General features: G+C 71.3%; 19 protein-coding genes and 1 pseudogene. 11 read left to right on the top strand and 9 right to left on the bottom strand.

The features are described 5' to 3' along the window. Positions 1-122 (bottom strand): annotated as a pseudogene (locus tag M878_RS000000101855) (sulfite exporter TauE/SafE family protein); the annotation flags it as partial. A gap of 257 nt (positions 123-379) precedes the next feature. Here M878_RS000000101855 and M878_RS68355 point away from each other — a divergent pair. The 4 genes from M878_RS68355 (at position 380) to M878_RS68340 (ending at position 5,142) form a co-directional block, all read left to right on the top strand. Next, complete coding sequence (locus tag M878_RS68355; protein WP_023547901.1) at positions 380-1,651, top strand: aspartate kinase; 1,272 nt, start codon at positions 380-382, stop codon at positions 1,649-1,651. 31 nt (positions 1,652-1,682) lie between these two features. Next, positions 1,683-2,735, top strand: a complete 1,053-nt coding sequence (locus tag M878_RS68350) for an aspartate-semialdehyde dehydrogenase (protein WP_023547900.1) — start codon at positions 1,683-1,685, stop codon at positions 2,733-2,735. Between the two features lie 335 nt (positions 2,736-3,070). Continuing rightward, on the top strand, positions 3,071-3,742 hold the full coding sequence (locus M878_RS68345; RefSeq protein ID WP_023547899.1) for a SigE family RNA polymerase sigma factor: 672 nt from the start codon (positions 3,071-3,073) through the stop codon (positions 3,740-3,742). 419 nt (positions 3,743-4,161) lie between these two features. Beyond that, complete coding sequence (locus M878_RS68340; protein WP_023547898.1) at positions 4,162-5,142, top strand: hypothetical protein; 981 nt, start codon at positions 4,162-4,164, stop codon at positions 5,140-5,142. 65 nt (positions 5,143-5,207) lie between these two features. On the opposite strand, the gene M878_RS68335 is transcribed toward M878_RS68340, so the two are convergent. Together M878_RS68335 and M878_RS68330 are read right to left on the bottom strand one after the other, a co-directional pair. Then, positions 5,208-6,002, bottom strand: coding sequence for an SURF1 family protein (locus M878_RS68335; protein ID WP_023547897.1), 795 nt, complete (start codon positions 6,000-6,002; stop codon positions 5,208-5,210). A 43-nt stretch (positions 6,003-6,045) separates the two neighbouring features. Next, entirely contained in the window at positions 6,046-6,885 is an 840-nt protein-coding gene (locus M878_RS68330; protein WP_023547896.1) for a class I SAM-dependent methyltransferase, read from the bottom strand. A gap of 83 nt (positions 6,886-6,968) precedes the next feature. Here M878_RS68330 and M878_RS68325 point away from each other — a divergent pair, with 83 nt between their 5' ends. Continuing rightward, positions 6,969-8,783, top strand: a complete 1,815-nt coding sequence (locus M878_RS68325) for a S9 family peptidase (protein ID WP_023547895.1) — start codon at positions 6,969-6,971, stop codon at positions 8,781-8,783. 44 nt (positions 8,784-8,827) lie between these two features. On the opposite strand, the gene M878_RS68320 is transcribed toward M878_RS68325, so the two are convergent. Next, the gene (locus M878_RS68320) at positions 8,828-10,636 is read right to left on the bottom strand and encodes an NAD-binding protein (RefSeq protein ID WP_023547894.1); all 1,809 of its coding nucleotides are present in this window, start codon (positions 10,634-10,636) and stop codon (positions 8,828-8,830) included. A 168-nt stretch (positions 10,637-10,804) separates the two neighbouring features. Between M878_RS68320 and M878_RS68315 the strand changes: the two genes are divergently transcribed. Both M878_RS68315 and M878_RS68310 read left to right on the top strand, forming a co-directional pair. Beyond that, positions 10,805-11,824, top strand: a complete 1,020-nt coding sequence (locus M878_RS68315) for a permease (RefSeq protein ID WP_023547893.1) — start codon at positions 10,805-10,807, stop codon at positions 11,822-11,824. Further along, positions 11,821-12,537, top strand: a complete 717-nt coding sequence (locus tag M878_RS68310; protein ID WP_023547892.1) for a TIGR03943 family putative permease subunit — start codon at positions 11,821-11,823, stop codon at positions 12,535-12,537. Before M878_RS68315 ends, M878_RS68310 begins: the two co-directional genes overlap by 4 nt. Before the next feature lie 61 nt (positions 12,538-12,598). Here the strand turns inward: M878_RS68310 and M878_RS68305 are convergent, their stop codons facing one another. Continuing rightward, entirely contained in the window at positions 12,599-13,000 is a 402-nt protein-coding gene (locus M878_RS68305) for an ATP-binding protein (RefSeq protein ID WP_023547891.1), read from the bottom strand. Between the two features lie 113 nt (positions 13,001-13,113). On the opposite strand from M878_RS68305, the gene M878_RS68300 reads away from it, so the two are divergent. Together M878_RS68300 and M878_RS68295 are read left to right on the top strand one after the other, a co-directional pair. Then, a complete protein-coding gene (locus M878_RS68300; protein WP_031225232.1) occupies positions 13,114-13,932 on the top strand; it encodes a helix-turn-helix domain-containing protein in 819 nt (272 codons plus the stop codon). Next, positions 13,929-14,174, top strand: coding sequence for a DUF397 domain-containing protein (locus tag M878_RS68295; RefSeq protein ID WP_023547889.1), 246 nt, complete (start codon positions 13,929-13,931; stop codon positions 14,172-14,174). The genes M878_RS68300 and M878_RS68295 overlap by 4 nt, the downstream gene beginning before the upstream one ends. Before the next feature lie 26 nt (positions 14,175-14,200). Here M878_RS68295 and M878_RS68290 read toward each other — a convergent pair whose 3' ends face one another. From M878_RS68290 to M878_RS68280, 3 genes are all read right to left on the bottom strand, one after another. Further along, a complete protein-coding gene (locus M878_RS68290) occupies positions 14,201-16,024 on the bottom strand; it encodes a caspase, EACC1-associated type (protein ID WP_023547888.1) in 1,824 nt (607 codons plus the stop codon). Continuing rightward, a complete protein-coding gene (locus M878_RS68285; RefSeq protein ID WP_023547887.1) occupies positions 16,021-16,440 on the bottom strand; it encodes a hypothetical protein in 420 nt (139 codons plus the stop codon). The genes M878_RS68290 and M878_RS68285 overlap by 4 nt, the downstream gene beginning before the upstream one ends. A gap of 118 nt (positions 16,441-16,558) precedes the next feature. After that, positions 16,559-18,607 (bottom strand): NAD(+) synthase, encoded by a 2,049-nt coding sequence (locus M878_RS68280; RefSeq protein WP_023547886.1) that lies wholly within the window; start codon positions 18,605-18,607, stop codon positions 16,559-16,561. A gap of 201 nt (positions 18,608-18,808) precedes the next feature. Between M878_RS68280 and M878_RS68275 the strand changes: the two genes are divergently transcribed. Together M878_RS68275 and M878_RS68270 are read left to right on the top strand one after the other, a co-directional pair. Next, complete coding sequence (locus M878_RS68275; RefSeq protein ID WP_023547885.1) at positions 18,809-19,789, top strand: ATP-binding cassette domain-containing protein; 981 nt, start codon at positions 18,809-18,811, stop codon at positions 19,787-19,789. After that, the gene (locus M878_RS68270) at positions 19,786-20,580 is read left to right on the top strand and encodes an ABC transporter permease (RefSeq protein ID WP_023547884.1); all 795 of its coding nucleotides are present in this window, start codon (positions 19,786-19,788) and stop codon (positions 20,578-20,580) included. Before M878_RS68275 ends, M878_RS68270 begins: the two co-directional genes overlap by 4 nt. Positions 20,581-20,607: 27 nt before the next feature. Here the strand turns inward: M878_RS68270 and M878_RS68265 are convergent. Then, positions 20,608-23,271 (bottom strand): ATP-binding protein (locus M878_RS68265; protein WP_023547883.1); only part of this gene is annotated, 2,664 nt, incomplete at its 5' end.

Raw genomic sequence — 23,271 nt, 5'->3', positions numbered from 1 at the left:
CCCGCCAGGCCCACGGCGCTGACGGCGCCGGCGGCACAGCCGGCGAGCACCACCCCGTCGGCGGGTCCGAGCAGCAGCACCAGCGCCGGCACGGCGACCAGGGCGAAGCCCATGCCGGTCAGTCACTGCACGCTCGCGCCGAGCAGCACGATCGCCGCGAGCAGGATTTCCGTCATGCCACGTCCCCCGGCGGTGTACACGGTGCTTGAAACCTCATGCTGTTACGAGTGTGACGCGGGGCACTTTCTTGCGTGGTACGGCGGAGGCTGGGCAGATGCGGAACGCGGACGTCCGACGTCTCACCATGCGGGAGCAGGGCGGTGGAATTCGGGCGCTCGTTAGACTGAGCCGACACAAACGAACCGAGCGAGGAGCGCACGTGGGCCTTGTCGTGCAGAAGTACGGAGGCTCCTCCGTAGCCGATGCCGAAGGCATCAAGCGCGTCGCCAAGCGGATCGTGGAAGCGAAGAAGAACGGCAACCAGGTTGTCGTCGTCGTTTCCGCGATGGGCGACACGACGGACGAGCTGATCGATCTCGCCGAGCAGGTTTCTCCGATGCCTGCCGGGCGCGAATTCGACATGCTGCTGACCGCCGGAGAGCGGATCTCCATGGCCCTGCTGGCGATGGCGATCAAAAACCTGGGCCACGAGGCCCAGTCCTTCACCGGCAGCCAGGCAGGTGTCATCACCGACTCGGTCCACAACAAAGCCCGGATCATCGACGTCACGCCCGGCCGGATCCGGGACTCGCTCGACAAGGGCAACATCGCGATCGTCGCCGGTTTCCAGGGCGTCAGCCAGGACAAGAAGGACATCACCACGCTGGGCCGTGGCGGTTCCGACACCACGGCCGTGGCGCTCGCCGCCGCGCTCGACGCCGAGGTCTGCGAGATCTACACCGACGTCGACGGCGTGTTCACCGCCGACCCGCGCGTGGTGAAGAAGGCGAAGAAGATCGACTGGATCTCCTTCGAGGACATGCTGGAGCTCGCGGCCTCCGGCTCCAAGGTGCTGCTCCACCGCTGTGTGGAGTACGCCCGCCGCTACAACATCCCGATCCACGTCCGGTCCAGCTTCAGCGGGCTGCAGGGCACGTGGGTCAGCAGTGAGCCGATTGGGGACAAGAAGGTGGAGCAGGCCATCATCTCCGGTGTCGCGCACGACACCTCCGAGGCCAAGATCACGGTCGTCGGTGTGCCGGACAAGCCGGGTGAGGCTGCCGCGATCTTCCGGACCATCGCCGATGCCGAGATCAACATCGACATGGTCGTGCAGAACGTGTCCGCCGCCTCCACCGGTCTGACGGACATCTCCTTCACGCTGCCGAAGACCGAGGGCCGCAAGGCCATCGACGCGCTGGAGAAGAACCGGCCGGGGATCGGTTTCGACTCCCTCCGGTACGACGACCAGATCGGCAAGATCTCGCTCGTCGGCGCCGGCATGAAGACCAACCCCGGTGTCACCGCGTCCTTCTTCGAGGCGCTGTCCGACGCGGGCGTGAACATCGAGCTGATCTCGACCTCCGAGATCCGTATCTCGGTCGTCACCCGCAAGGACGACGTGCCGGAGGCCGTCCGCGCCGTGCACACCGCCTTCGGCCTGGACTCCGACACGGACGAGGCCGTCGTCTACGGCGGCACCGGCCGATGACCGTCTCCACGACGTACGGAGGCGTACGACGATGACCGGCAGGCCGACGCTCGCGGTCGTGGGAGCGACCGGAGCCGTCGGCGCGGTCATGCTCCAGATCCTGTCCCAGCACGCGGACATCTGGGGCGAGATCCGCCTGATCGCCTCCCCGCGCTCGGCCGGCCGCAAGCTGGCCGTGCGCGGGGAGGAGGTCGAGGTGGTGGCCCTGAGCGAAGAGGCCTTCGACGGGGTCGACATCGCGATGTTCGACGTCCCGGACGAGGTCGCCGAGCAGTGGGCGCCGATCGCCGCCGCGCGCGGAGTGGTCGTCGTCGACAACTCCGCCGCCTTCCGGCTGCACCCCGAGGTGCCGCTCGTGGTGCCCGAGGTCAACCCGCACGCCGTGCGGACCCGCCCGCGCGGGATCATCGCCAACCCCAACTGCACGACCCTGACGATGATCGTCGCCCTGGGCGCGCTGCACGCCGAGTTCGGGCTGCGCGAGCTGGTGGTGTCGTCGTACCAGGCGGTGAGCGGGGCCGGGCGGGCCGGCGTGGACGCGCTGCGGGCCCAGCTGTCCCTGGTGGCAGGGACCGAGCTGGGGACCAAGCCCGGCGACGTACGGCGGGCCGTCGGCGAGGACACCGGGCCGTTCCCGGAGCCGGTCGCGCTGAACGTAGTACCGTGGGCCGGGTCGCTGCGTGAGGACGGCTGGTCCTCGGAGGAGATGAAGGTCCGCGACGAGGCCCGCAAGGTCCTCGGGCTGCCGCAGCTTCCGGTCGCCGTGACCTGCGTACGCGTCCCCGTGATCACCACCCACTCCCTCACCGTCCATGCCCGCTTCCAGGGCGAGGTGACGGTCGACCGGGCCCGGGAGATCCTCGCGACCGCGCCCGGAGTGGTGCTGTGCGACGACCCGGCCGCCGGTGAGTTCCCCACCCCCGCGGACGTCGTGGGCACCGACCCGACCTGGGTGGGCCGGCTGCGGCGGGCCCTGGACGACCCGACCGCGCTGGAACTCTTCGTGTGCGGGGACAACCTCCGCAAGGGGGCGGCGCTGAACACCGCGCAGATCGCGGAGCTGGTGGCGGCGGAGTTCTCCTGAGTGCCGTTTGTAGGGTCTCCGTAAGAAATGTGTTCAGAAGCATGGTCCGGACCACTTGAACCAGACCTGTACGGCAACGGAAGATCACCCCAGGAATCTCCTCCCCGCCCCGCGCAACCGCTTGCAGGGCGGGGAGCGTCTTTGCGGTCACCGTTGCGGGGCTGTTGGGTGTGAGGATCCTGGCGTGGGGACGCCAGGAACGGGTGTGGGGGCGCCCGTTCAAACAGGACATAGGGAAGAGCGGGACGCATGAGGGCACTTGAGGCGCGGCCGGATGTCGCACATGTGGCACCCGGCACGTACAACCCTGGCGGGGGTAGACGTGTCCAACTGGCGTGGCAGAGGTACTCGAACTCAGCGTGGCCCGCGGCACGGCGGCCCTTCGGCCGCCCCGTGCGCTCCGGCCCCGCACGCCCGGCGGCATGCCGGTGATCGCGCCCATGCCCGCAGCGCGGCCCGCCCGCATACCCGGTCAGCGTGACGGCTCCGACGAGGCCGCGGCGACGGCCGCCGCCGGGACGACCGTCGACCACCTCACCGAGACCTACCGGGCGCACTACCGCTCGCTGCTCGGCCTCGCCGCTCTGCTCCTCGACGACACCGCCTCCTGCGAGGACGTCGTCCAGGAGGCCTTCATCCGCGTCCACTCCGCCCGCAAGCGCGTCCGTGACCCCGAGAAGACCCTCGCGTACCTCCGACAGACGGTCGTCAACCTCTCCCGCTCCACGCTGCGTAGGCGCATCCTCGGCCTGAAGCTGCTCTCCAAGCCGATGCCGGACATGGCGAGCGCGGAGGAGGGAGCCTACGACCAGCTGGAGCGGCGCGACCTCATCAAGGCGATGAAGGGCCTGCAGCGCCGCCAGCGCGAGGTCTTGGTGCTGCGCTACTTCGCGGACATGACCGAGGCCCAGGTCGCCGAGACCCTCGGGATCTCGCTGGGTTCGGTGAAGGCGTACGGCTCGCGGGGCATCGCCGCGCTGCGCGTGGCCATGGAGGCACCGGCATGAGCGAGCGAGCCGAAGGGGGCGATTCCGATGAACGCCACTCCCACGAACGTCATGAGCCCTTCGCCTGGCACGAACCGACGAACCGGGACGAGCACGACCACACGCAACCGCACGCTGGGAACAGAACTGTGAACCACGGCCCCGACAAGAAGGGCCCTGAGAGGCCCGAGCCGGGTGCCGAGGGGCTTGAGCAGCGTCCTGGGGGGCGCGGCGAGGGCTCGGAGGGGCGCGAACCCGGTGCCGACGGTCGCGGCCCGGGTTCCGATGGGCGCGGCCTGGGTTCGGAGGGGCGTGGCCCGGGTTCCGATGGGTGCGGTCTGGGCTTCGACGGGTTCGGCTCGGGTCCGGAGGGGCGTGGCGCCGGGCCGGATGGCGCCGATCTCGCTGGGCTCGGAGACGATGAGCTGGCCCTGCGCCGGATGCTGCACTCCGCGGTCGACGACATCGAGCCGCGTACCGGCACGCTGGACCAGTTGCGCCGGGCCGTTCCCGCGCGGCGGGCGCGCAAGCGGCAGGCCGCCGTCGGCATGGCCGCCGCGGCCCTGTTCATCGGCACCGCGATCCCGGCCCTCGTGCACGTCTCCCACTCCGGCGGCACCGACCCCGACACCGCCATGGCCGGCCAGTCCTCGCAGGCCCAGGGCGGAACCGGGCAGAGCCAGGACAAGGGTGGCGACCCGGGCGCCGGGAAGGGCACCGGCAGCACGAGCGTCAAGCCCGGCAAGCAGCCCGGCAAGCCCGGCGGGAAGAGCAAGCCCGGCGGCGGCAGCACCGGCTCCACCGGCGGCGCCAACCCGTCCTCCACCCTCTCCTCGGGCGAGGTCCCGCGGTGCACATCGGCCCAGCTGGGCTCCGCGACCGGCACCGCCGCCGCTCCCGACTCCGCGGGCGTGGTCTACGGCATGTTCCGCGTCGTCAACGTCTCCACGGGCGCGTGCACCGTCTCCGGCGCGGGCACCGTCACCCCGACCGCGGTGGGCGCGGCCGACCAGACCAAGATCAGCGCCGTGCGGCATGCGGCCGGGGACGCGGCGACCGGGCTGCCCGACCCCACGCAGGAGGTCACCGGGCTGGTCCTGCAGCCGGGCTCGGCCTACGAGGAGAAGTTCGCCTTCGTGCCCTCGTCGACCTGTCCCACCACCGGGGGCGGAGACACCACCACCGGCGGCTCGGCCACGGGCGGTGCGTCGCCGGATCCCACGCCCAGTGCCACCGGCGGTTCGGCCGACAGCGCGGGGTCGGGGGGTACGACCACCCAGCTGATGTCCGGGGACGGCACGGCGGCCGGCAGCGTGCAGATCACCCACACCGCGGAGGGGGGCTCACCGGCGGTGTCGACGACTGTGCCGGGGGAGTGCGCGGGGACGGTCTATTACACCGGGGTGCTGGCGGGGTCGTAGAAGCGCCGTTGTGCTGCCGGCCGGCGCGCGACCGCGCTCCGTCGTGACTGGTCGCACCCACGAAGTCAGCCGCTGGTCACCGGGGCCGGAGCCGTCTCCTCCTGTGGGGCCAAGCCCAGCGCGGCGTCCCGTGCCGCCTCCACCTCGCGTCGCAGCAACCGGAACCACATGAACACCACGAACCCGGCGAAGACGAACCACTCCCCGGTGTAGCCGAGGTTCTGGAACGCCTTGAGGTCCAGCCCGGTGCCTTGCGGCGCGCTCGCGGGCACGGCCTTCATCCCGGAGTCGGCCTTGTCGAGGGTGATCCACGCGTCGTACAGCCGGTCCGGCACCAGGTTCACCAGCGAGGCCGAGCTGATCGCCGCCGTCTGCCCGGCCGGCAGCCCGCCCTGCGCGCTGACCCCGTTGTCCCCAGGTGTCTCGGACGCCTGCAGCGCGCCGGTGACGGTGACCTCACCGCTCGGCGGCGCGGGCGCCTTCGCCGCGTCGGCCTCGCCCGGCAGCCAGCCCCGTACCACGGGCAGCGCCTTGCCCGCGTCGGTACGCAGCAGGGTGAGGACGTAGAAGCCGTTCTTGCCGTCCAGCTGCCGTCCGGGCACCAGCAACTGCTTGCCGTAGTGCCCGCTCGCGGTGACCCGGCGGCCGGAGGTGGCCTTGTCGACGGGCAGCATCGAGTCCAGCGGCCGCGCCGTCTCGTGCTGGTCGGACGCGGCCTGCTCGGTCGCGGCGCGACTGTCGTGTACCCGCCCCTCGAACCGGCTCAGCTGCCACGACCCCATGAAGATGCAGAACGGGATGGCGAGCAGCACGAAGACGTTGATGCCCCACCAGCGGGGTGTCAGCAGAAAGCGGTACACGCCTTCCACGGTACGGCGCCGCTGCCGGGCGCCCGCCCGCGGGTCAGCTCTTGCTCGCCTTGAGGGAGTAGATCAGCGGGATGCGCGGTTGGTCCGCCGGGAAGCGGTGGTAGCCGTCGCGGACCTCGAAGTTCTCGAAGCGCGGGAACAGCGACACCTCGTGCTCGTGCAGGAACTCGATGCGCAGTCCGGTCGCGGCGAGCGCGGAGACGACGTCGCCGAGGGTGTGCTGCCACGACACACTGCGGTTGTGGACGGTGGGGGCGTGCGGGTCGGCGTAGGTGCCGGGCTCGTCCCACACCTGGGCTTCGCGGCGGAAGTAGTCGTGCGCGATCTGCGAACCCGTCGCGTCGTCCAGGGCCTCGGTGAGCGGGTGGAACTCGGCGAGGTACAGGAAGCCGCCGGGTGCGACGAGTGACGCGGCCGTTTCCGCCCAGCGGCGGATGTCGGGCAGCCAGCACAGCGCGCCGAGCCCGGTGTAGACGATGTCGTACGACGCCTCGGGAACGGCCTCGGCCGCGTCGTAGACGTCACTCGTGACGAAGGCGGCGCGCTCGGGGCCGTGCCCGAGGTCGGCGGCGAGAGCGCGGGCGGCCTCGACGGCCGGGGCGGAGAAGTCGAGGCCCACGACGCGTGCGGCGCCCCGGCGGGCCCAGGAGAGGGTGTCGGTCCCGATGTGGCACTGAAGATGGAGGAGCGTCTTTCCGGTGACGTCGCCGACCTCGGCCGTCTCGAAATCGCGCAGGACATCCGGGTGGGCCCTGAAGCCGTCGAGGTCGTAGTACGTGCCGGCGACATGAACGGGAACCCTCTCGTCCCACATGGCCCGGTTGTCCTCGTGCCAGCCGTCGGGGGCGGACTGATGGTCGAGCTGAGTGCTCATGGTCGGGAAGTTATCCACAGGCTGCGCACATGCGCCACCCAATTGTCGGCGCGGCCAGGCAGTATGGGCGCATGACTGGGGCGATGAGTGAGAGCAAGAGGCCGGGCGTGCAGGGCACGGCCGGCATGCCGGACTGGGAGAAGCGCTTCCGGGCGCCGCGGGTGTCGCTGCCCGACTGGGCGGAGGACGCGCCGGACCGCTCCCTGTTCGTGTCGAACGCGACGGGGACGTACGAGCTGTATGCCTGGAACCGTGCGACGGGCGAGCAGCGCCAGGCGACGGACCGGCCGAACGGCACGACGGACGGCGTGCTCTCCCCGGACGGCGCCTGGATCTGGTGGTTCGACGACAAGGATGGGGACGAGTTCGGCATCTGGCGCCGCCAGCCCTTCGGGGGCGGGGCGGCCGAGCCGGCCGTCCCGGGCCTCGATCCCTCCTACCCGGCCGGGCTCGCCCTGGCCCGCGACGGCCGCACGGCGGTCGTAGGCCGCTCCACGGACGAGGACGGTACGACACTCCACCTCGCCCGCGAGGGCGCGGCCCCGGTCGAGATCTACCGGCACCGCGAGTCGGCGGGCGTCGGCGACCTCTCGCACGACGGCTCCCTGATCGCGATCGAGCACACCGAGCACGGCGACGCCATGCACGCGGCGCTGCGCGTGCTCCGCCCGGACGGCACGCCGGTCGCCGAGCTGGACGACACCAAGGGCGGCGCGGAGGAGCTGGGCCTGGAGGTGCTCGGCTTCGCCCCGGTCGACGGCGACACCCGGCTGCTCATCGGGCATCAGCGCCGGGGCCGCTGGGAGCCGCTGGTGTGGGACGTGGTCACCGGCGAGGAGACCGACCTCGGCTTGGACCTGCCCGGAGACGTCAGCGCCGAGTGGTATCCGGACGGCTCGGCCCTGCTCATCGCCCACGGCTTCGAGGCCCGCAGCGAGCTGTTCCGTTACGACCTGGCGGCCCGCGAGCTGACCCGGATCCCCACCCCGCCCGGCACGGTCTCCGGCGCCACGGCCCGTCCCGACGGCAGCGTGGAGTATCTGTGGTCGTCGGCAGCCGAGCCGCCGGCGGTGCGCTCGACGAGGGGCGGCGTCGTCCTGGACCCCCCGGGCATGGACTGCCCGCCGTCGGTTCCGGTGGAGGACGCGTGGGTGGAGGGCCCCGGCGGCCGTATCCACGCCCTGATCCAGAAGCCGGCCGGCGCGAGCGGCCCGCTGCCGACGGTCTTCGACCTGCACGGCGGTCCGACGTGGCATGACAGCGACTCCTTCGCCGCGGGCCCGGCCGCCTGGGTCGACCAGGGCTACGCGGTGATCCGCGTCAACTACCGAGGCTCCACCGGCTACGGCCGCGCCTGGACCGACGCCCTGAAGCACCGGGTCGGCCTGATCGAGCTGGAGGACGTGGCGGCGGTCCGCGACTGGGCGGTCTCCTCCGGCCTCGCCGATCCCACCCGCCTGATCCTCACGGGCGGCTCCTGGGGCGGCTATCTCACCCTGCTCGGCGTCGGCACCCAGCCCGACGCGTGGACGGTGGGCATCGCGGTCGTTCCCGTCGCGGACTACGTCACCGCGTACCACGACGAGATGGAGGCCCTGAAGGCCATGGACCGCACCCTGCTGGGCGGCACCCCCGAGGAGGTCCCCGAGCGCTTCGAGGCCTCGTCCCCGCTGACCTACGTCGACGACGTCAAGGCCCCGGTCTACATCTCGGCGGGCGTCAACGACCCCCGCTGCCCCATCCGCCAGATCGACAACTACGTCAAGCGCCTGGAAACGAGAGCCGCAACCCATGAGGTCTACCGCTACGACGCCGGCCACGGCTCCCTGGTGGTGGACGAGCGCATCAAGCAGCTGAGACTGGAAATGGACTTCGCGGAGAGGCACTTGAACAACTGAGCCACCCTCCCAGCCGGGGCCAGGGGGGCGGAGCCCCCTGGGGGTCAGCGGAGCTCCGCCAAGCCCCTGCGGGTGGCGGCGACTACCACCCGGTCCCCCTTCTCCAGTACATGATCGGGTGCCGTGTCCGTGCGGCCCTCCAGGGCCAGTGCCCGCCAGGAACCGGCCCGGAAAGCGTCCCGTACCGTCCGGCCCTCCAGCTGGGGGTGCCCGGCGACGTCGACGGCGGCGAACAGCAGCACCCTCCGCTCGACCGCGATGGCGCCGAGCACCTGCCGTCCCAGCATCGCCCCGGCGAACGCGGGCGCGGCCAGATGCGTGACGCTCCGGCTCCGGGTCAGCGCATGCGGATACGCCGCCCGCAGCGTCCGGTACACGGCGGTGGCGAAGTCGTCGTCGTACAGCCGTAGCACCACCCGAAGATCGGGCCGTACCGACCGCGCGTACAGCACGGCCTCCAGATTCGTGGTGTCCGCGCTGGTCACCGCGAGCAGCGCATACGCCCGGTGGATCTTGGCGGACTCCAGTACCCCTTCCTGGGTGACATCGCCGAGCACCACCGGCACCCGCAGCCGCCGCGCGGTCGCGAGGCCCCGCGCCTCCGGGTCGGACTCGACGCACACGACGGGGATGTTCAGCTCGCGCAGCCGGGTCAGCACCCGGGTGCCGATCTTCCCGAGCCCGAGCAGCACCACATGCCCGCCGAGGCCGCGCGGCGGTTTCCGCAGGGCGGAGGCGGTGCGGAAGGTGCCCAGCGCCTCCAGCACGGCCGCCAGCAGTACTGGAAGCAGCAGCAACCCGACGAGTCCGGAGAGGAGTTGGAGAATTTGCCGACTCAGTGGCTCCCCGATGGCGGGGTTGTCGATCGCGAACAGGTCGAGAAGGGTGTAGTAGAAGGCCCGCAGCGGATGGATCCCGGGGGTGGCCAGCCACAGCGCCACCGCGAGAGCGACCACGCAGGCCACCATGCCCGCCAGCGACCACCGCAGCCGCCGCGAGAACAGCGAGGCGAGCGGCGGAACTCCGCTCCGGCCGGGCACGGGCGACTCCCCGCCGCCCGCCGACGACACCTGCTCCAGCACCACGGCCGGCCGGCCGACGGCCTGCCGTACCTCGTCGTCGTCCGGCAGCAGCCGTGGTTCCTGCTCCGCGCCGACCTCGGCGTCCGCACCGGTGGGGGAGAGCAGGGCGAGGGTGCTCAACCCGGTACCGGCCGCGGGTCGTTCGACGGCCCGCAGCAGCAGCCCCTCGGTCTGGACGACCTTGCTGGTGCCGGCGACGGCGGTCGCGGCCAGCGCGGGCGCGGCGGTGTCGGCGTCGGACAGCACGGTGGTGGACGCGTCACTGCCGCCGTCGCCGTTGCCTGCGGCCAACGCGGCGGCCTGGTCGAGGAGTTCCTCGATGTGCTGGCCCAACCGCCGGTTGTAGAGCCGGAGGACGAGCCGCAGCCGAGGGTTGAGCCGGCGGGCGGTCAGCGCGGCCCGGATGTTGGTCTCGTCGTCGTCGAAGACGAGGGCGAGCGCGGCGGCCCGTTCCACCCCGGCCTCGGCGAGCACGGCCTCGGTGATCTCGACGGCCTCCAACACCCGTGCGGCGTCAACGCCGTTGCCGCCGCTGCCGGTGCTCGTGGCGGTCGCGGCCGAGCCGGACCCGGATCCGTTGCCGCCGCGGCCGACCGCGGCGTTCACCACACGGTCGAGCAGTGCCGCGGAGGCCTGCCGGGCCCGGCCGACCACGGGAGGCCTCACAGTGCGCTCGATCGGCGGTACCACGAGGGTGACCCGCTCGCCGTAGACTCCGCGCAACTCGGCGGTCAGCCGGTGCGCGAGCCCGTCGTCACCGCACACCACCATGTGCGCCGGCGGGGCACCCGGCCCCCCTTGATACGGAACGCTCGCCACGAGGGAAAAGACTGCCCCAAGGACACGGGTGGTTCCAGCAGTGCCGTGAACGCCCGTGCGCCGCCCCGCGTACTGACGGGGAGGGAGCGCACCAGGACAGCCAGCCGGAGGTAACCGCACGTGGCCATCACCGAAGACGCCCCGCCCGGCGCGCAGGCCGCCCCGGGCGACGCGCCGTCCGGCGAGGAGGGCCGCCGGCTCAGCTCCCCGCTGGTGCTGACGCTGATTCTGCTGCTCGCGGTGCTCGCCCAGTCCCCGATCCGCGGGCTCCTCGGCACCCCGCTGATGCAGAGCTGGATGACGGTGTTCGTCGCGGTGACCGTGCAGGCGCTGCCGTTCCTGGTGCTCGGCGTGCTGCTGTCGGCGGCGATCGCGGTGTTCGTGCCCCCGTCCTTCTTCGCCCGCGCCCTGCCGCGCCGCCCCGCCCTGGCCGTGCCGGTCGCCGGCGTCGCGGGCGCGATCCTGCCCGGCTGCGAGTGCGCTTCGGTGCCGGTGGCGGGCGCCCTGGTCCGCAGGGGAGTCACCCCGGCCGCCGCCCTCGCCTTCCTCCTCTCCGCCCCCGCGATCAACCCGATCGTGCTGACCGCCACCGCCGTCGCCTTCCCGCACGACCCGGAGATGGTGCTGGGCCGGTTCCTGGCGAGCCTGCTGGTGGCGTGCGCGATGGGCTGGCTGTGGCAGCGGCTGGGCCGTACCGACTGGCTGCGCCCGCCGGCCCACGGCGCGCACGAGGGCGCGACGAAGGGGGAGGCGTTCTGGAACTCGGTACGGCACGACACCATGCACGCCGGCGGCTTTCTGGTGCTCGGTGCGATGGCCGCGGCCACGCTGAAGGCGGCCACCCCGGCGGACTGGCTGCGCACGGCGGCCGGAAACCCCGTCTTCTCCGTGCTGGCCCTCGCCGTTCTGGCCGTACTGCTGTCCATCTGCTCGGAGGCGGACGCGTTCGTCGCGGCCTCCCTCACCCAGTTCTCCCTGACGGCCAAGCTGGTGTTCCTGGTGGTGGGCCCGATGATCGACCTCAAGTTGTTCGCGATGCAGGCCGGCACCTTCGGCCGTACCTTCGCCCTCCGCTTCGCGCCCGCCACCTTCGCGATGGCCGTCGCGGGCGCCGTACTGACCTCGGCGGTGCTGTTGTGAACCGCCAGGCCCAGGCCGCCGTCATGTTCCTGCTCGGCGCCGCCCTGCTGCACGCGGGCAGCACCGACCTCTATCTGCGCTACGTCAAGGCGGGCCTGCAGCCGCTGCTGCTGGCCTCGGGCGCGGTACTGATCGCGGCGGCGCTGGCGACGGTCTGGTACGAGCGCGGGCGGGCCCGCCGGCAGCGAGCGGAGGAGCACCACCACCCCGAACCCCGCGTCTCCTGGCTGCTGTTGCTCCCCCTGCTCGCCCTGATCCTGGTCGCCCCGCCGGCTCTCGGCTCCTACAGCGCCCTGCGCGCGGGCACGGCCCTGCAGAAGCAGTACGTCTACGGCCCGCTGCCCGCCGCCGACCCGGTGCCGCTCTCCGTCGTCGGCTACGCCTCCCGCGCCGCCTTCGACCACGGCCGCTCCCTGCACGGCCGCCCGGTCCGCCTCACCGGCTTCCTCGCCCTGGACCACTCGGGGGCGCTGTACCTGGTCCGTATGGCCCTCAACTGCTGTGCCGCGGACGCCCAGCCGGTGAAGATCGCCCTGACCGGCACCCTGCCGCCGGTGCTCCGCCCGGACGCCTGGCTTGAGGTGACGGGCACCTACTCCCCGCGCATGATGCGCGACCCGGTCAACAACGGCCCCATCCCGTATCTGAGGGTCACGGCGACCCGGCCGGTACCCGTACCGCACGACCCGTACGACGAGACCTGGAACAACTAGAGCGCGCGTCGAGGTCGGGATGCGGCAGACCGGCCTCCGCAGACACGGCCGCACGAGCTCGTCAGGGGACGACGAACTCGCACCACACCACCTTGCCGGGGGCGCGTTCTGCGACACCCCACTTGTCCGCCAGCGTGGACACCAGCAACAGCCCGCGTCCGCCCTCGTCCGCAGTGTCCGCGATCTCGGGCACACCGGTTCCGCTGTCGTGCACCTCGACCCGGACCACCGCGCCGTCGTAGCGCAGGCGGAGGAGAAGGCCCCGGCCGGGCGGCACGCCGTGCAGGAGCGCGTTCGTGGCCAGCTCGCTCACGCAGAGCGATACGTCTCCGCTCCGCTCCCATGCGGCCAGTCCCCAGTAGGTCAGCGACCAGTCCGTGAACCGCCTGGCAGCGGGGACGGAGCGACGGGTGCGGCCATAGAACTGGTCGCGCTGGAAGGGGAGTTCAATGTGCGCGTTCACGGGGCGAATGTCGCGCAGGGTGACTAGCCTGGATCAGTGCGTGATCCCGTACGGATTGTTTGTACGGGTTGGTGCGGGGTGGTGTTCGGACAGGCATGGGGAGTTCAGCGAGCATGACGCCCAAACGGAGGAAGAACCAGTCGGCCATGAAGATGCTGGGCCGTCAACTGGCGGCGGCCCGGCGAGCGGCGGGCTTGAGCCAGTCGGGCCTGAGCGCGGAACTGCACATCGACGAGGAGACGCTCGCCAGCATCGAACAGGGCCGACGCCCGCTGAAGTACAACATCGCCGAGATGTGCGACGAACGCCTGGGGGCGAAGGGGATGTTGGCCGCCGGGGTGGAGAACATGCCGGAGGTGGACCAGTTTCCGTTGTGGGCCGAGGAGTACATGGACCAGGAGAAGGTGGCCATCGCGCTGTCCTGGTACGACAACGCCGTCATTCCCGGTCTGCTTCAGAGCGAGGCGTACGCACGGGCTGTACTGCAGAACCGTGTTCCGGCGTACGAGGAGGAAGAACTGGAGCAGACGCTACGACTGCGACTGGACCGTCAGGAGATCCTGCGCCGAAAGAACCCGCCGACACTGAGCTTTGTGGTCTGGGAACCGGCACTGCTGGTCAAAGTCGGCGCTGAGGCGGTCCGCAAGGACCAGCTGCGCTACCTGCGCGAAACCGCCGAACTCCCCTGTGTCTCACTCCAGGTCCTGTCACTCGACAGTCCCTTCCACGCGGGTCTGAATGGCCCCTTCACCCTCCTCGAAACTCCGGACCACCAGAACCTCGCCTACACCGAGTCGCAGCGCGGCAGCCAGCTCGTCTCCGACCTGGAAGAGGTGTCTCGCCTGACGCGCAAGTATGCGATGCTGCGGACACAGGCCCTGACCGTTCAGGACTCGATGGGCCTGCTCGACCGCCTACTAGGAGAGCAATGAGCACCGAAGCGCTTCAGTGGTTCAAGTCGACCTACAGCGGCGACGAGGGCGGCCAGTGCCTAGAAGTCGCCGTCGGCTGGCGGAAGTCGAGCTACAGCGGCAGCGAGGGCGGTCAGTGCGTCGAGGTCGCCGCCTGCCCCCACACCATCCACATCCGAGACTCGAAGCAGCCCCCCTCCCAGGACCTCACCCTGCACGTCAGCCCCGCCACCTGGGCCGCCTTCGCCTCGTCCCTCAAGTGACCGGGGGATGGGAAGGCGGCGAGCGCTCATCCGTACGGGTGTGGCAGGGCGTGGAGCTCTCCGTGGGAGTCGACGAGGTACAGCATGTCCGGAGTGACCACCGGGCTGCCGTGGCGGTCCGGACTCAGCATGAGCCCGTGGGAACGGAGTCTGCGTCCTGACGACAGCTTCCACGCGGTCAGTTCGGCGGCGCGGTCCGCCGTGAACAGCGTGCCGCCCACTGCGCAGGGGCGGGTGACGAGGAGTCCTTTGGTCTTCTTCTCCCTCGCCCAAACCGGAGTGCCGGTCTTCGACTCCAGAGGTACCAGCCGATGGGCGGTGTCACCGTAGACCACCAGGTCCTGGGTGGCGACGGGGGCAACAGCGAGTTCGGCCGCCGTGTCGTGCGTCCACAACTGATCGCCGTTCGCCGGTTCGAGGGCGACGATCCTCTGCCTGGCACCGTCGAGTTGCAGGACGACGTAAATGCCCGATGCGGTGACGGTCCAGTCTGCTGAGAGCGGCACCCCGGGCCGGTAGGACCAGCTCGGCTCGCCGGTGTCGGCTCGGACGGCCATGACGCGGTGGCCGCTGTCGTATGTGCCGTCGCTCACTGGCCGGGACACGCGCGTCTTGAGAATGACGTGGTCCCCGGCCATTTCCGGAGCACAGGTGACAGTGGCGTCACCCAACGGCTGTGACCAGCGCACGTCACCCGAGGGAAGCCCGATGGCGTACAGGGTGCTGTCCGGGCTGACTGCGTACAGCACGTCGGCGCTCACGCGCAGCAGGCCGTCGCCCACCGTGAGATGCGGTGTGTGGCGGGGCTTTCGCGTCCGTACGTCGACTCCCTTGAGCCGGCCGCCGTAGCCGGGGAAGTACGCCGCGCCTTCGTGGTAGGCGGGGCTGCCGGCGTAATTCGTCTTCACGGGAGCTGCGTACCGGCGGCGTGATGCCTGGTCGATCACGTGCAGGCGGTAGTTCTCGTGCACGATGAAAGTGCCGTCGGTCCAGACCGGTTGGCGGGCGGGACCGGGGGCCGCGATGACCTGCCAGGGTGTCTGCGGCCGGGGGCGCGTGCGCGAGCCGGCTGTAGCACGGGCCGGGGATCGCTTCCGCTGTCTCTTTTTCACCTTGGCGAGTGCGATCTCGTACTGTGCCTCACCACCGATGCGCGGCGTCTGGCCTATTCCCTCATGCTGGAGTCGCTCGTAGGCGTACCGGTACAGCTCCTGTGCCGTGATGACACCGTCGCGGTCGAGATCCGCCTCGCCACTGCGCAGGCCTTCCACCAACATGCCTGTGAAACGGGAGGGAGCGGGGGTGTTCACGTCCTGGTGTTCGCCCTCCAGCGCCAGTTGTGTCGCGGTGCCTGCCGTGATGACGATCCGGCCGTGACCAGCCAGTGCCTCTTCGAAGCGCGTCGTTCCCGGCCCCTTGGCACCCGGGATGAACAAGCCGCTGTAGCAGCAGTCCAGGATGACCACGATGCTCCGCGCCCGGCACTCCTCCATGAGGTCGTGTATGAACCTGGCGGAGATTGCCGAGTACCGGGGCCGGTCGGGATCGGTACCACGGACGGCGAAGTACAACTTGTCATTGTGGCTCAGGCCGTGACACGAGAGATAGAGCAGACACACGTCGTTGCGTTGAGCGGTGTCGAAGAACTCGTCGAGGGCGCGCTCCAGCGTGGCTCGGTCGGCGTCGACCAGCCGCTGCGCTTCGAACGCGCCGATCTCGGGGTCCCGTAGCACCTCGGCCAGTCTGGCGCAGTCCACCTCTGGCGAGAGCAGCGTGGGCAGCGCGTCGTACTCTCCTGTACCGATGAGCAGAGCCCTGCGCTCACCGAGTCCGGATGCCTGGGCGGTCATGAGGCGGGCGTCTGCGGCTCTTCGGTGTCCTCTGCGTCGTCAGCCGGCTGGGCGAGCCGCGTCAGAAAGGCGTCGACCAGACGCTCCCGCTCGACGGCCGAGGCATCGCTCAACTCAAGGACGAGCCCGTCCAGTTCCACTTTGATGCCGCGCACTGGGCGGTTCTTCAGCCAGCTGTCGGCGAGTTTGACGACCTGGCTCACGACCCAGGGCGTGGCCGTGACCACGAGCGCACCGAAGCTGATCAGTTCGCCGCTCTTCGCTCCGGCCGGGGTGTCAGCAGAGGACGGGGCGTGCCGAGCGTCCACCACGTCCAACTCCAGGAGGGCATGGCGCAGATGACCGCTCAGCCGCAGCATTTCCTCCTCGTCCGAGTCGGGAAGCCCGATCAGTTCGAGCCGTATCGTCTTGCTCATCACCCATGCCCGTGTTCTCTGCGTCGCGTGCGGACACCCTACTTGTGGTGGCGACGCCTGGTGCCCGGGTCCTGGAGTACGGCCCGCTGCCCTGTGTGGCGTCGCGTCGCCGTAGCGGCTATTGGTCCACCGCGTCGAGGTCGAACCGCTCCAAGTCCCGCAGCCAGGCGTGTGCGTTGCCGTCCGACGGGGCCCGCCAGTCGCCGCGGGGTGACAGCGAACCGCCTGCCGAGACCTTCGGGCCGTTCGGCATGGCTGAGCGCTTGAACTGGGAGAAGGCGAAGAAGCGGCGGATGAAGACCTCCAGCCACCGGCGGATCTCCGCGAGGTCGTACGCGCCGCGCTCGGCCTCGGGGAAGCCGGGCGGCCAGGCGCCGGACTCGCGGTCGTGCCAGGCGTGCCAGGCCAGGAAGGCGATCTTGGCGGGGCGGAAGCCGTGGCGCAGGACGTAGTAGAGGGTGAAGTCGTGCAGCGCGTACGGGCCGATCTTCGACTCGGTGGACTGCATCTCCTCGCCGGGTACGAGTTCGGGGCTGATCTCCGTGTCGAGGATGGCGGCCAGGATCTTGCTGGTCTCCTCGTCGAACTGCTCGCTGCTGATGACCCACCGGATGAGGTGCTGGATCAGCGTCTTCGGCACGCCGGAGTTGACGTTGTAGTGGCTCATCTGGTCGCCGACGCCGTACGTGGACCAGCCGAGCGCCAGCTCGGAGAGGTCGCCGGTGCCGAGCACGATGCCGCCGCGCTGGTTGGCCAGCCGGAAGAGATAGTCGGTGCGCAGGCCCGCCTGGACGTTCTCGAAGGTGACGTCGTACACCGGCTCGCCGGCGGCGAAGGGGTGGCCGATCTCCTTCAGCATCAGCCGCGCGGTCGGCGTGATGTCCAGCTCGGCCGCGGTGACGCCGAGGGCGCGCATCAGCCGGTGTGCGTTGTCCTTGGTGTGGTCGCTGGTGGCGAAGCCGGGCAGGGTGAAGGCCAGGATGTCGCTGCGCGGGCGGCCGGCGCGGTCCATCGCGCGGGCGGCGACGATCAGTGCGTGTGTGGAGTCCAGTCCGCCGGAGACCCCGATGACGACCTTGGGGCCGCCGATCGCGGCGAGGCGCTGCTGCAGGCCGGCGACCTGGATGTTGTACGCCTCGTAGCAGTCGAGGGCGAGACGTTCGGCGTCGGCCGGGACGAACGGGAAGCGCTCGACGCTGCGGCGCAGGCCGAGGTCGGCGGCGGCCGGCGGGGCGAGTTCGAAGGACACTGTCCGGAAGCCGACGGTGCGCGCGGCATGCGTACGGCGGTTCTCGCCGAACGTTCCCATCCGCTGCCGCTCCTGCCGCAGCAGGTCCAGGTCGATGTCGGCGACCGCGTACTGCTCGCCGAGCGGGAACCGCTCGCTCTCGTCCAGCAGCACCCCGTTCTCGTAGATCAGGGTCTGGCCGTCCCAGGACAGGTCGGTGGTCGACTCGCCGAGGCCGGCCGCCGCGTAGACGTACGCGGCGAGGCAGCGTGCGGACGCCGAGCGGCACAGCAGCTTGCGGTCCTCGGCCCGGCCGACCGTGATCGGGCTGCCCGAGAGGTTGACGAGGACGGTCGCGCCGGCCAGCGCAGCCTCCGCGCTCGGCGGCACCGGGACCCACATGTCCTCGCAGACCTCGGCGTGCAGCACGAGCCCGGGCACGTCCGCCGCCGCGAAGAGCAGGTCCACGCCGAACGGTACGTCGGTGCCGGCGAGCCGGATCGTTCCGCCGCGCTCGTCGTCGCCCGCGGCGATCTGCCGGCGCTCGTAGAACTCCCGGTAGTTCGGGGGGTACGACTTCGGTACGACGCCGAGGATCCGGCCGCGGTGCACGAGCACCGCGCAGTTGAAGATCCGGTCGCGGTGGCGCAGCGGGGCGCCGACGACCAGCACCGGCAGCAGGTCCGCCGACTCGGCCACGATGCCGGCGAGCGCCGTCTCGACGTCGTCGAGCAGCGCGTCCTGCAGCAGCAGGTCGTCGATCGCGTACCCGGACAGGCACAGCTCCGGGAACACGGCGACGGCCACGCCCTCCTCGGCACACCGGCGCGCATGGCGCAGGACCGCCTCGGCGTTGGCGTGCGGGTCGGCGATGACGGTGTGGCCCGTACACGCGGCGACGCGCGCGAAGCCGTGCTGGTAGATCGACCAGAAGCTCAACGGGACCTCTCTTGCAGCCTTCGAAGCGACGTTCCTACAGGAGGAAGCCTAAAAGGCCGGGTCGCCGCTCTCCGCGTCGGCGCCGCCCGTCGCTGCTCAGACCGCGTTCCACCTGCGTGTTTCAGCTCGCCATGGCCCCGCCCGCCCGGCTGAAACCCGGTTGAAGCCGGTCTGAACCGCCCGGGCCGCACGCTCTGGGGCATGACGACGACAGAGCACGCACTCGCCATCGCGGCCACCGGGCTGCGCAAGGCCTACGGGGACAAGACCGTCCTCGACGGCATCGACATCCAGGTGCCCGCCGGCACGATCTTCTCGCTGCTCGGGCCGAACGGCGCGGGCAAGACCACGGCGGTCAACATCCTGTCCACCCTGATCTCCGCCGACGCCGGCGAGGCACGGGTCGCCGGGCACCATCTCACCGCCGAGGCCCAGGCGGTCCGGGCGGCCATCGGGGTCACCGGCCAGTTCTCCGCCGTGGACGGGCTGATCACCGGCGAGGAGAACATGCTGTTGATGGCCGACCTGCACCACCTCTCCAGGCGTGAGGGACGGCGGGCCACCGTCGAGCTGCTGGAGCGCTTCGACCTGGTGGAGGCCGCGAAGAAGCCTGCCTCCACCTACTCCGGCGGTATGAAGCGCCGCCTCGACATCGCCATGACCCTGGTCGGCAACCCGCGGATCATCTTCCTCGACGAGCCCACCACCGGCCTCGACCCGCGCTCCCGCCACACCATGTGGCAGATCATCCGTGAGCTGGTCGCGGGCGGTGCGACCGTCTTCCTCACCACCCAGTACCTGGAAGAGGCCGACCAGCTCGCCGACCGGATCGCGGTGCTCAACGGCGGCAAGCTCGTCGCCGAGGGCAGCGCCGACGAGCTGAAGCGGCTCGTCCCCGGCGGTCACATACGGCTGCGGTTCTCCGAACCGGTGGCGTACGAGCGGGCGGCGACCGCGCTGCGCGAGACCACACGCGACGACGAGTCGCTCGCCCTGCAGATCCCCAGCGACGGCAGCCAGCGCGAGCTGCGCGCCGTCCTCGACTGGCTCGACGCCGCCGGCATCGAGGCCGACGAGCTGTCCGTGCACACCCCGGACCTGGACGACGTGTTCTTCGCCCTGACCGGTAGCCCCGTACCCGCCCAGCCCGCCAACTCCGTTGCGAAGGAGACCACTCGATGAGCACCGCCGGCCACGCGTTCCGCGACAACGTCACCATGCTGCGGCGCACCCTCCTGCACGCCCGCCGCTACCCCTCCCTCACTCTGAACGTCCTGCTCACCCCGGTCATGCTCCTGCTGCTGTTCGTCTACGTCTTCGGCAACGCGATGAGCGCCGGCCTCAACGGCGGTCACGCGGACCGTGCCGACTACATCGCCTACCTCGTCCCCGGCATTCTTCTCATGACCGTGGGCATGATCTCGCTCGGCACCGCGGTGTCCGTGTGCACCGACATGACCGAGGGCGTCATCGCCCGGTTCCGCACCATGGCGATCTCCCGCGCCTCCGTGCTGATCGGCCATGTGATCGGCAGCGTGATCCAGACGATGCTGGCTCTGGTGCTGATCCTGGGCATCGCACTGGCCATCGGCTTCCGGCCCGACGCGACACCGGTGGAGTGGATCGCGGCGGCCGGGCTGATGGCTCTGGTCAGCCTCGCGCTGACCTGGATCGCGGTCGGCATCGGCCTGGTCAGCCCCAACCCCGAGGGGGCCAGCAACCTCGGGATGCCACTGACGATGCTGCCGCTCCTGTCCAGCGCGTTCGTGCCGGTGAACTCCATGCCGAGCGGGTTCCGCTGGTTCGCCGAGTACCAGCCCTTCTCGCCCTGCATCGAGACCCTGCGCGGACTGCTGCTCGGCAGCGGGATCGGCACGAAGAACGCGGTGCTCGCCGTCGGCTGGTGCCTGGGGCTGACGGTACTGGGCTACCTGTGGTCCAAGGCGCGGTTCAACCGCGAGCCCAAGCGGTGAGGCGGGAGACCGGTCGGCTCGGGCGGGTCACCAGCCGGTCGACTCGGGCGGATCACCGCCGGTCAGCTCGCGCAGCGCCTGTGCCCGCAACTCCTCCCGCCCCAGGGCGGCGTACCTCGACCTCGCGTCGGCGTACGCCGCCCTGTCGGCGTTCTCGGCCGCCTCCCGGGACCGGGACAGGGACAGGGTGGGGAACTCCCGTACCGCCGGCATCCGCTCCGTGAGCGCCACCAGCCGTACCGCCCCCGGCTCGCCCCGGGCCAGCCCGGCGAAGCCGAGTGCCAGCAACACCGTGCCGTACACCGGTAGTTCCACCGGAGCCCCGGCGGCCAGAGCGCCCTGCGCCGCGGCTCCGGACAGCATCCCGAGCAGCCGCTCCCGCAGTTCCTCGGCGAGGTCGGCCACCGGCTCCAGCCGGCCGGCCTGCGCATGCGCCGCCAGCGCGGCCGACCGCACCTGAAGCGACCACGGCTCGACGAACGGGTCACCGGGATACAGCAGGCTGTCCTCCCGTATCCGCGCGGCCGCCCGGCGCCACAGCCCGAGCCCGACCTCGGTCAGCCCCCGGCTCAGCGCGATCTCCGCCCGGGCCGGCAGATCGGGGCTGAAGACCCGGGCGGACTCCGGCGGCTGGTCCAGCTCCGCGAGTCTCAGCCAGTACTCCGCCTCCTCGACGTCCCCGCGCTGCAGACAGGCGAGCACCAGCCCCCAGTGCACCCCGACCGAGTCCGACCAGTCGCCGAACCGGTTGAACTCGCCGAGCGCGTCCAGCGCGGCCCGCAGATGGCCGTACGCCTCCGCGCCCCGATCGGACTGCAGGCACAGCTCGCTGATCCGCCCGTGGCTGAGCAGCCGGGTGGCCGGATTGCCGAGCGGCGCCAGCGCGTCGAGCATCCGGCGGGCGTACGCCAGCGCGCGCTCCGTCTCATGCTGCGACTCCCACACATAGCTCGCCACGCCGGCCGCGACGCCCGCCAGCAGCGGCTCGCCGGACTGGCACAGTTCTCCCAGCCGGTCGAACCGCGGCGGATGGATGTCCGGGACGGCGCACAGCACGATCGACAGCGCCCGCAGCAGGGTGTCCGGCGGCGCGGGCGGCAGCCGGCGCAGTGTGACCAACTGCCGTACGGCGTGCGGGCCGTGGCCCATGAATAGGCTCGCCGTGCACACGGCCGCCGCGCTACGCGCCGGCTCCACGTCCTCGGGGCTCTCGGGTCCGGGCCGGAACCGGGACAGCGGCCCGCCGGTCTCGGCGGTGAGGGCCGTGAGCCGGAGGTAGTTGGAGTCGGTGGCCCACAGGGAGGCCAGAACGGCGGTGACGGCGGCCGTGCTCGGCCCGTCGGCGCGGGCCAGGGCGTGGCGCAGTGCCAGCACGAGGTTGTCCTGCTCGGCCCGGATGCGCAGCCAGGCGGGTACGGGGTCGCTGCTGAACATCACATCGTGATGGGCGCGGCCGAAGTCCCGTGCCCAGGCGAGGAACCGCTCGGTGACCGCCTCCTCCGCGCCGGCCTCGGCACGCTTGGCGGCGCCGAACTCCCGCAGCGTCTCCAGCATGTGGAAGCGCACCCCGGACGGGCTGTCGCCCACCTTGACCAGCGACTGTCCGGCCAGCTGCTCCAGCAGCTCCAGCGCGTCCCCGGTGTCGCCGAGCACATACTCGGCCGCGTCCTCGGTGAAGCCGCCGGGGAACACGGACAGGGCGCGCAGGGCGGCCTGGCCGTCGGGTTCCAGCAGATTCCAGCTCCAGTCGACGACGGCCCGCAATGTGCGGTGCCGCTCGGGTGTGTCACGGGAACCGCCGCGCAGCAGCGCGAACCGGTCCCGCAGCCGGCGGGAGATGTCGGCCACGGAGAGCACCCGGACCCGGGCCGCGGCCAGCTCCACGGCGAGCGGCAGCCCGTCCAGATGCCGGCAGATCTCGGCGACCGGGCCCGCGGGCAGCTCCACGCCGGGCCGGGCGGCCCGCGCCCGCTGTACGAAGAGTTCCACCGAGGTCGCCTGGGACAGCTCCGGCAGCGCGTACACGGACTCCGAGGTCAGCCCCAGCGGGGCCCGGCTGGTGGCCAGTACCCGCAGCTGCCTGGACCGCGACACCAGCGCCTGGACGAGAGCGGCCGCACCCGCGATGACATGCTCGCAGTTGTCCAGCACCAGCAGGACCGGCCCGCCGCCGAGCGAGCCGACGATGCCGCTCACGGCATCCCCGCCCCCGGCGAACTGCCGGCTCTCCCCGGCACCGACCGCCGAGGCGACCTCCCCGGCCACGTCGTCGTCGGCGGTGACACCGGCCAGGGTGACGAAGTGCACCACGGGCTGCTCGGCGGCCCGGCTCACCGCGTGCGAGAGCCGGGTCTTGCCCAGCCCGCCAGGACCGACGACGGTGACCACCCTGGCCTCCCGCAGCAGCCCGGCCACGGCGGCGAGGTCGGCGTCCCGCCCCAGCAGCGGATTCGGCTCATGCGGCACCCCGTGCCGGACGGGCGGCGCGTCCGCGCTCAGCAACTCCTGGTACACGGCCTTGAGTTGGGGCCCAGGATCGGCCCCCAGCTCATCCCGCACCCGCCGCCGATAGGCGTCGTACCGGCTGAGCGCCGCGGCCCGCCCCGCCCCGGCGGCCTCGCAGCGCAGCAGCTCCGCCAGCACCTCCTCGTCCCGCGGCAGCTCCTCGGCCAACTGGGCCAGGGGCGCCAT

Origin of the sequence: Streptomyces roseochromogenus subsp. oscitans DS 12.976 (genome assembly GCF_000497445.1) — a bacterium.
In the GTDB taxonomy this organism is placed as follows: domain Bacteria; phylum Actinomycetota; class Actinomycetes; order Streptomycetales; family Streptomycetaceae; genus Streptomyces; species Streptomyces oscitans.
The sequence above is the reverse complement of the archived record's forward strand: the minus strand, read 5'-3'. Positions and strand labels throughout refer to the sequence as shown.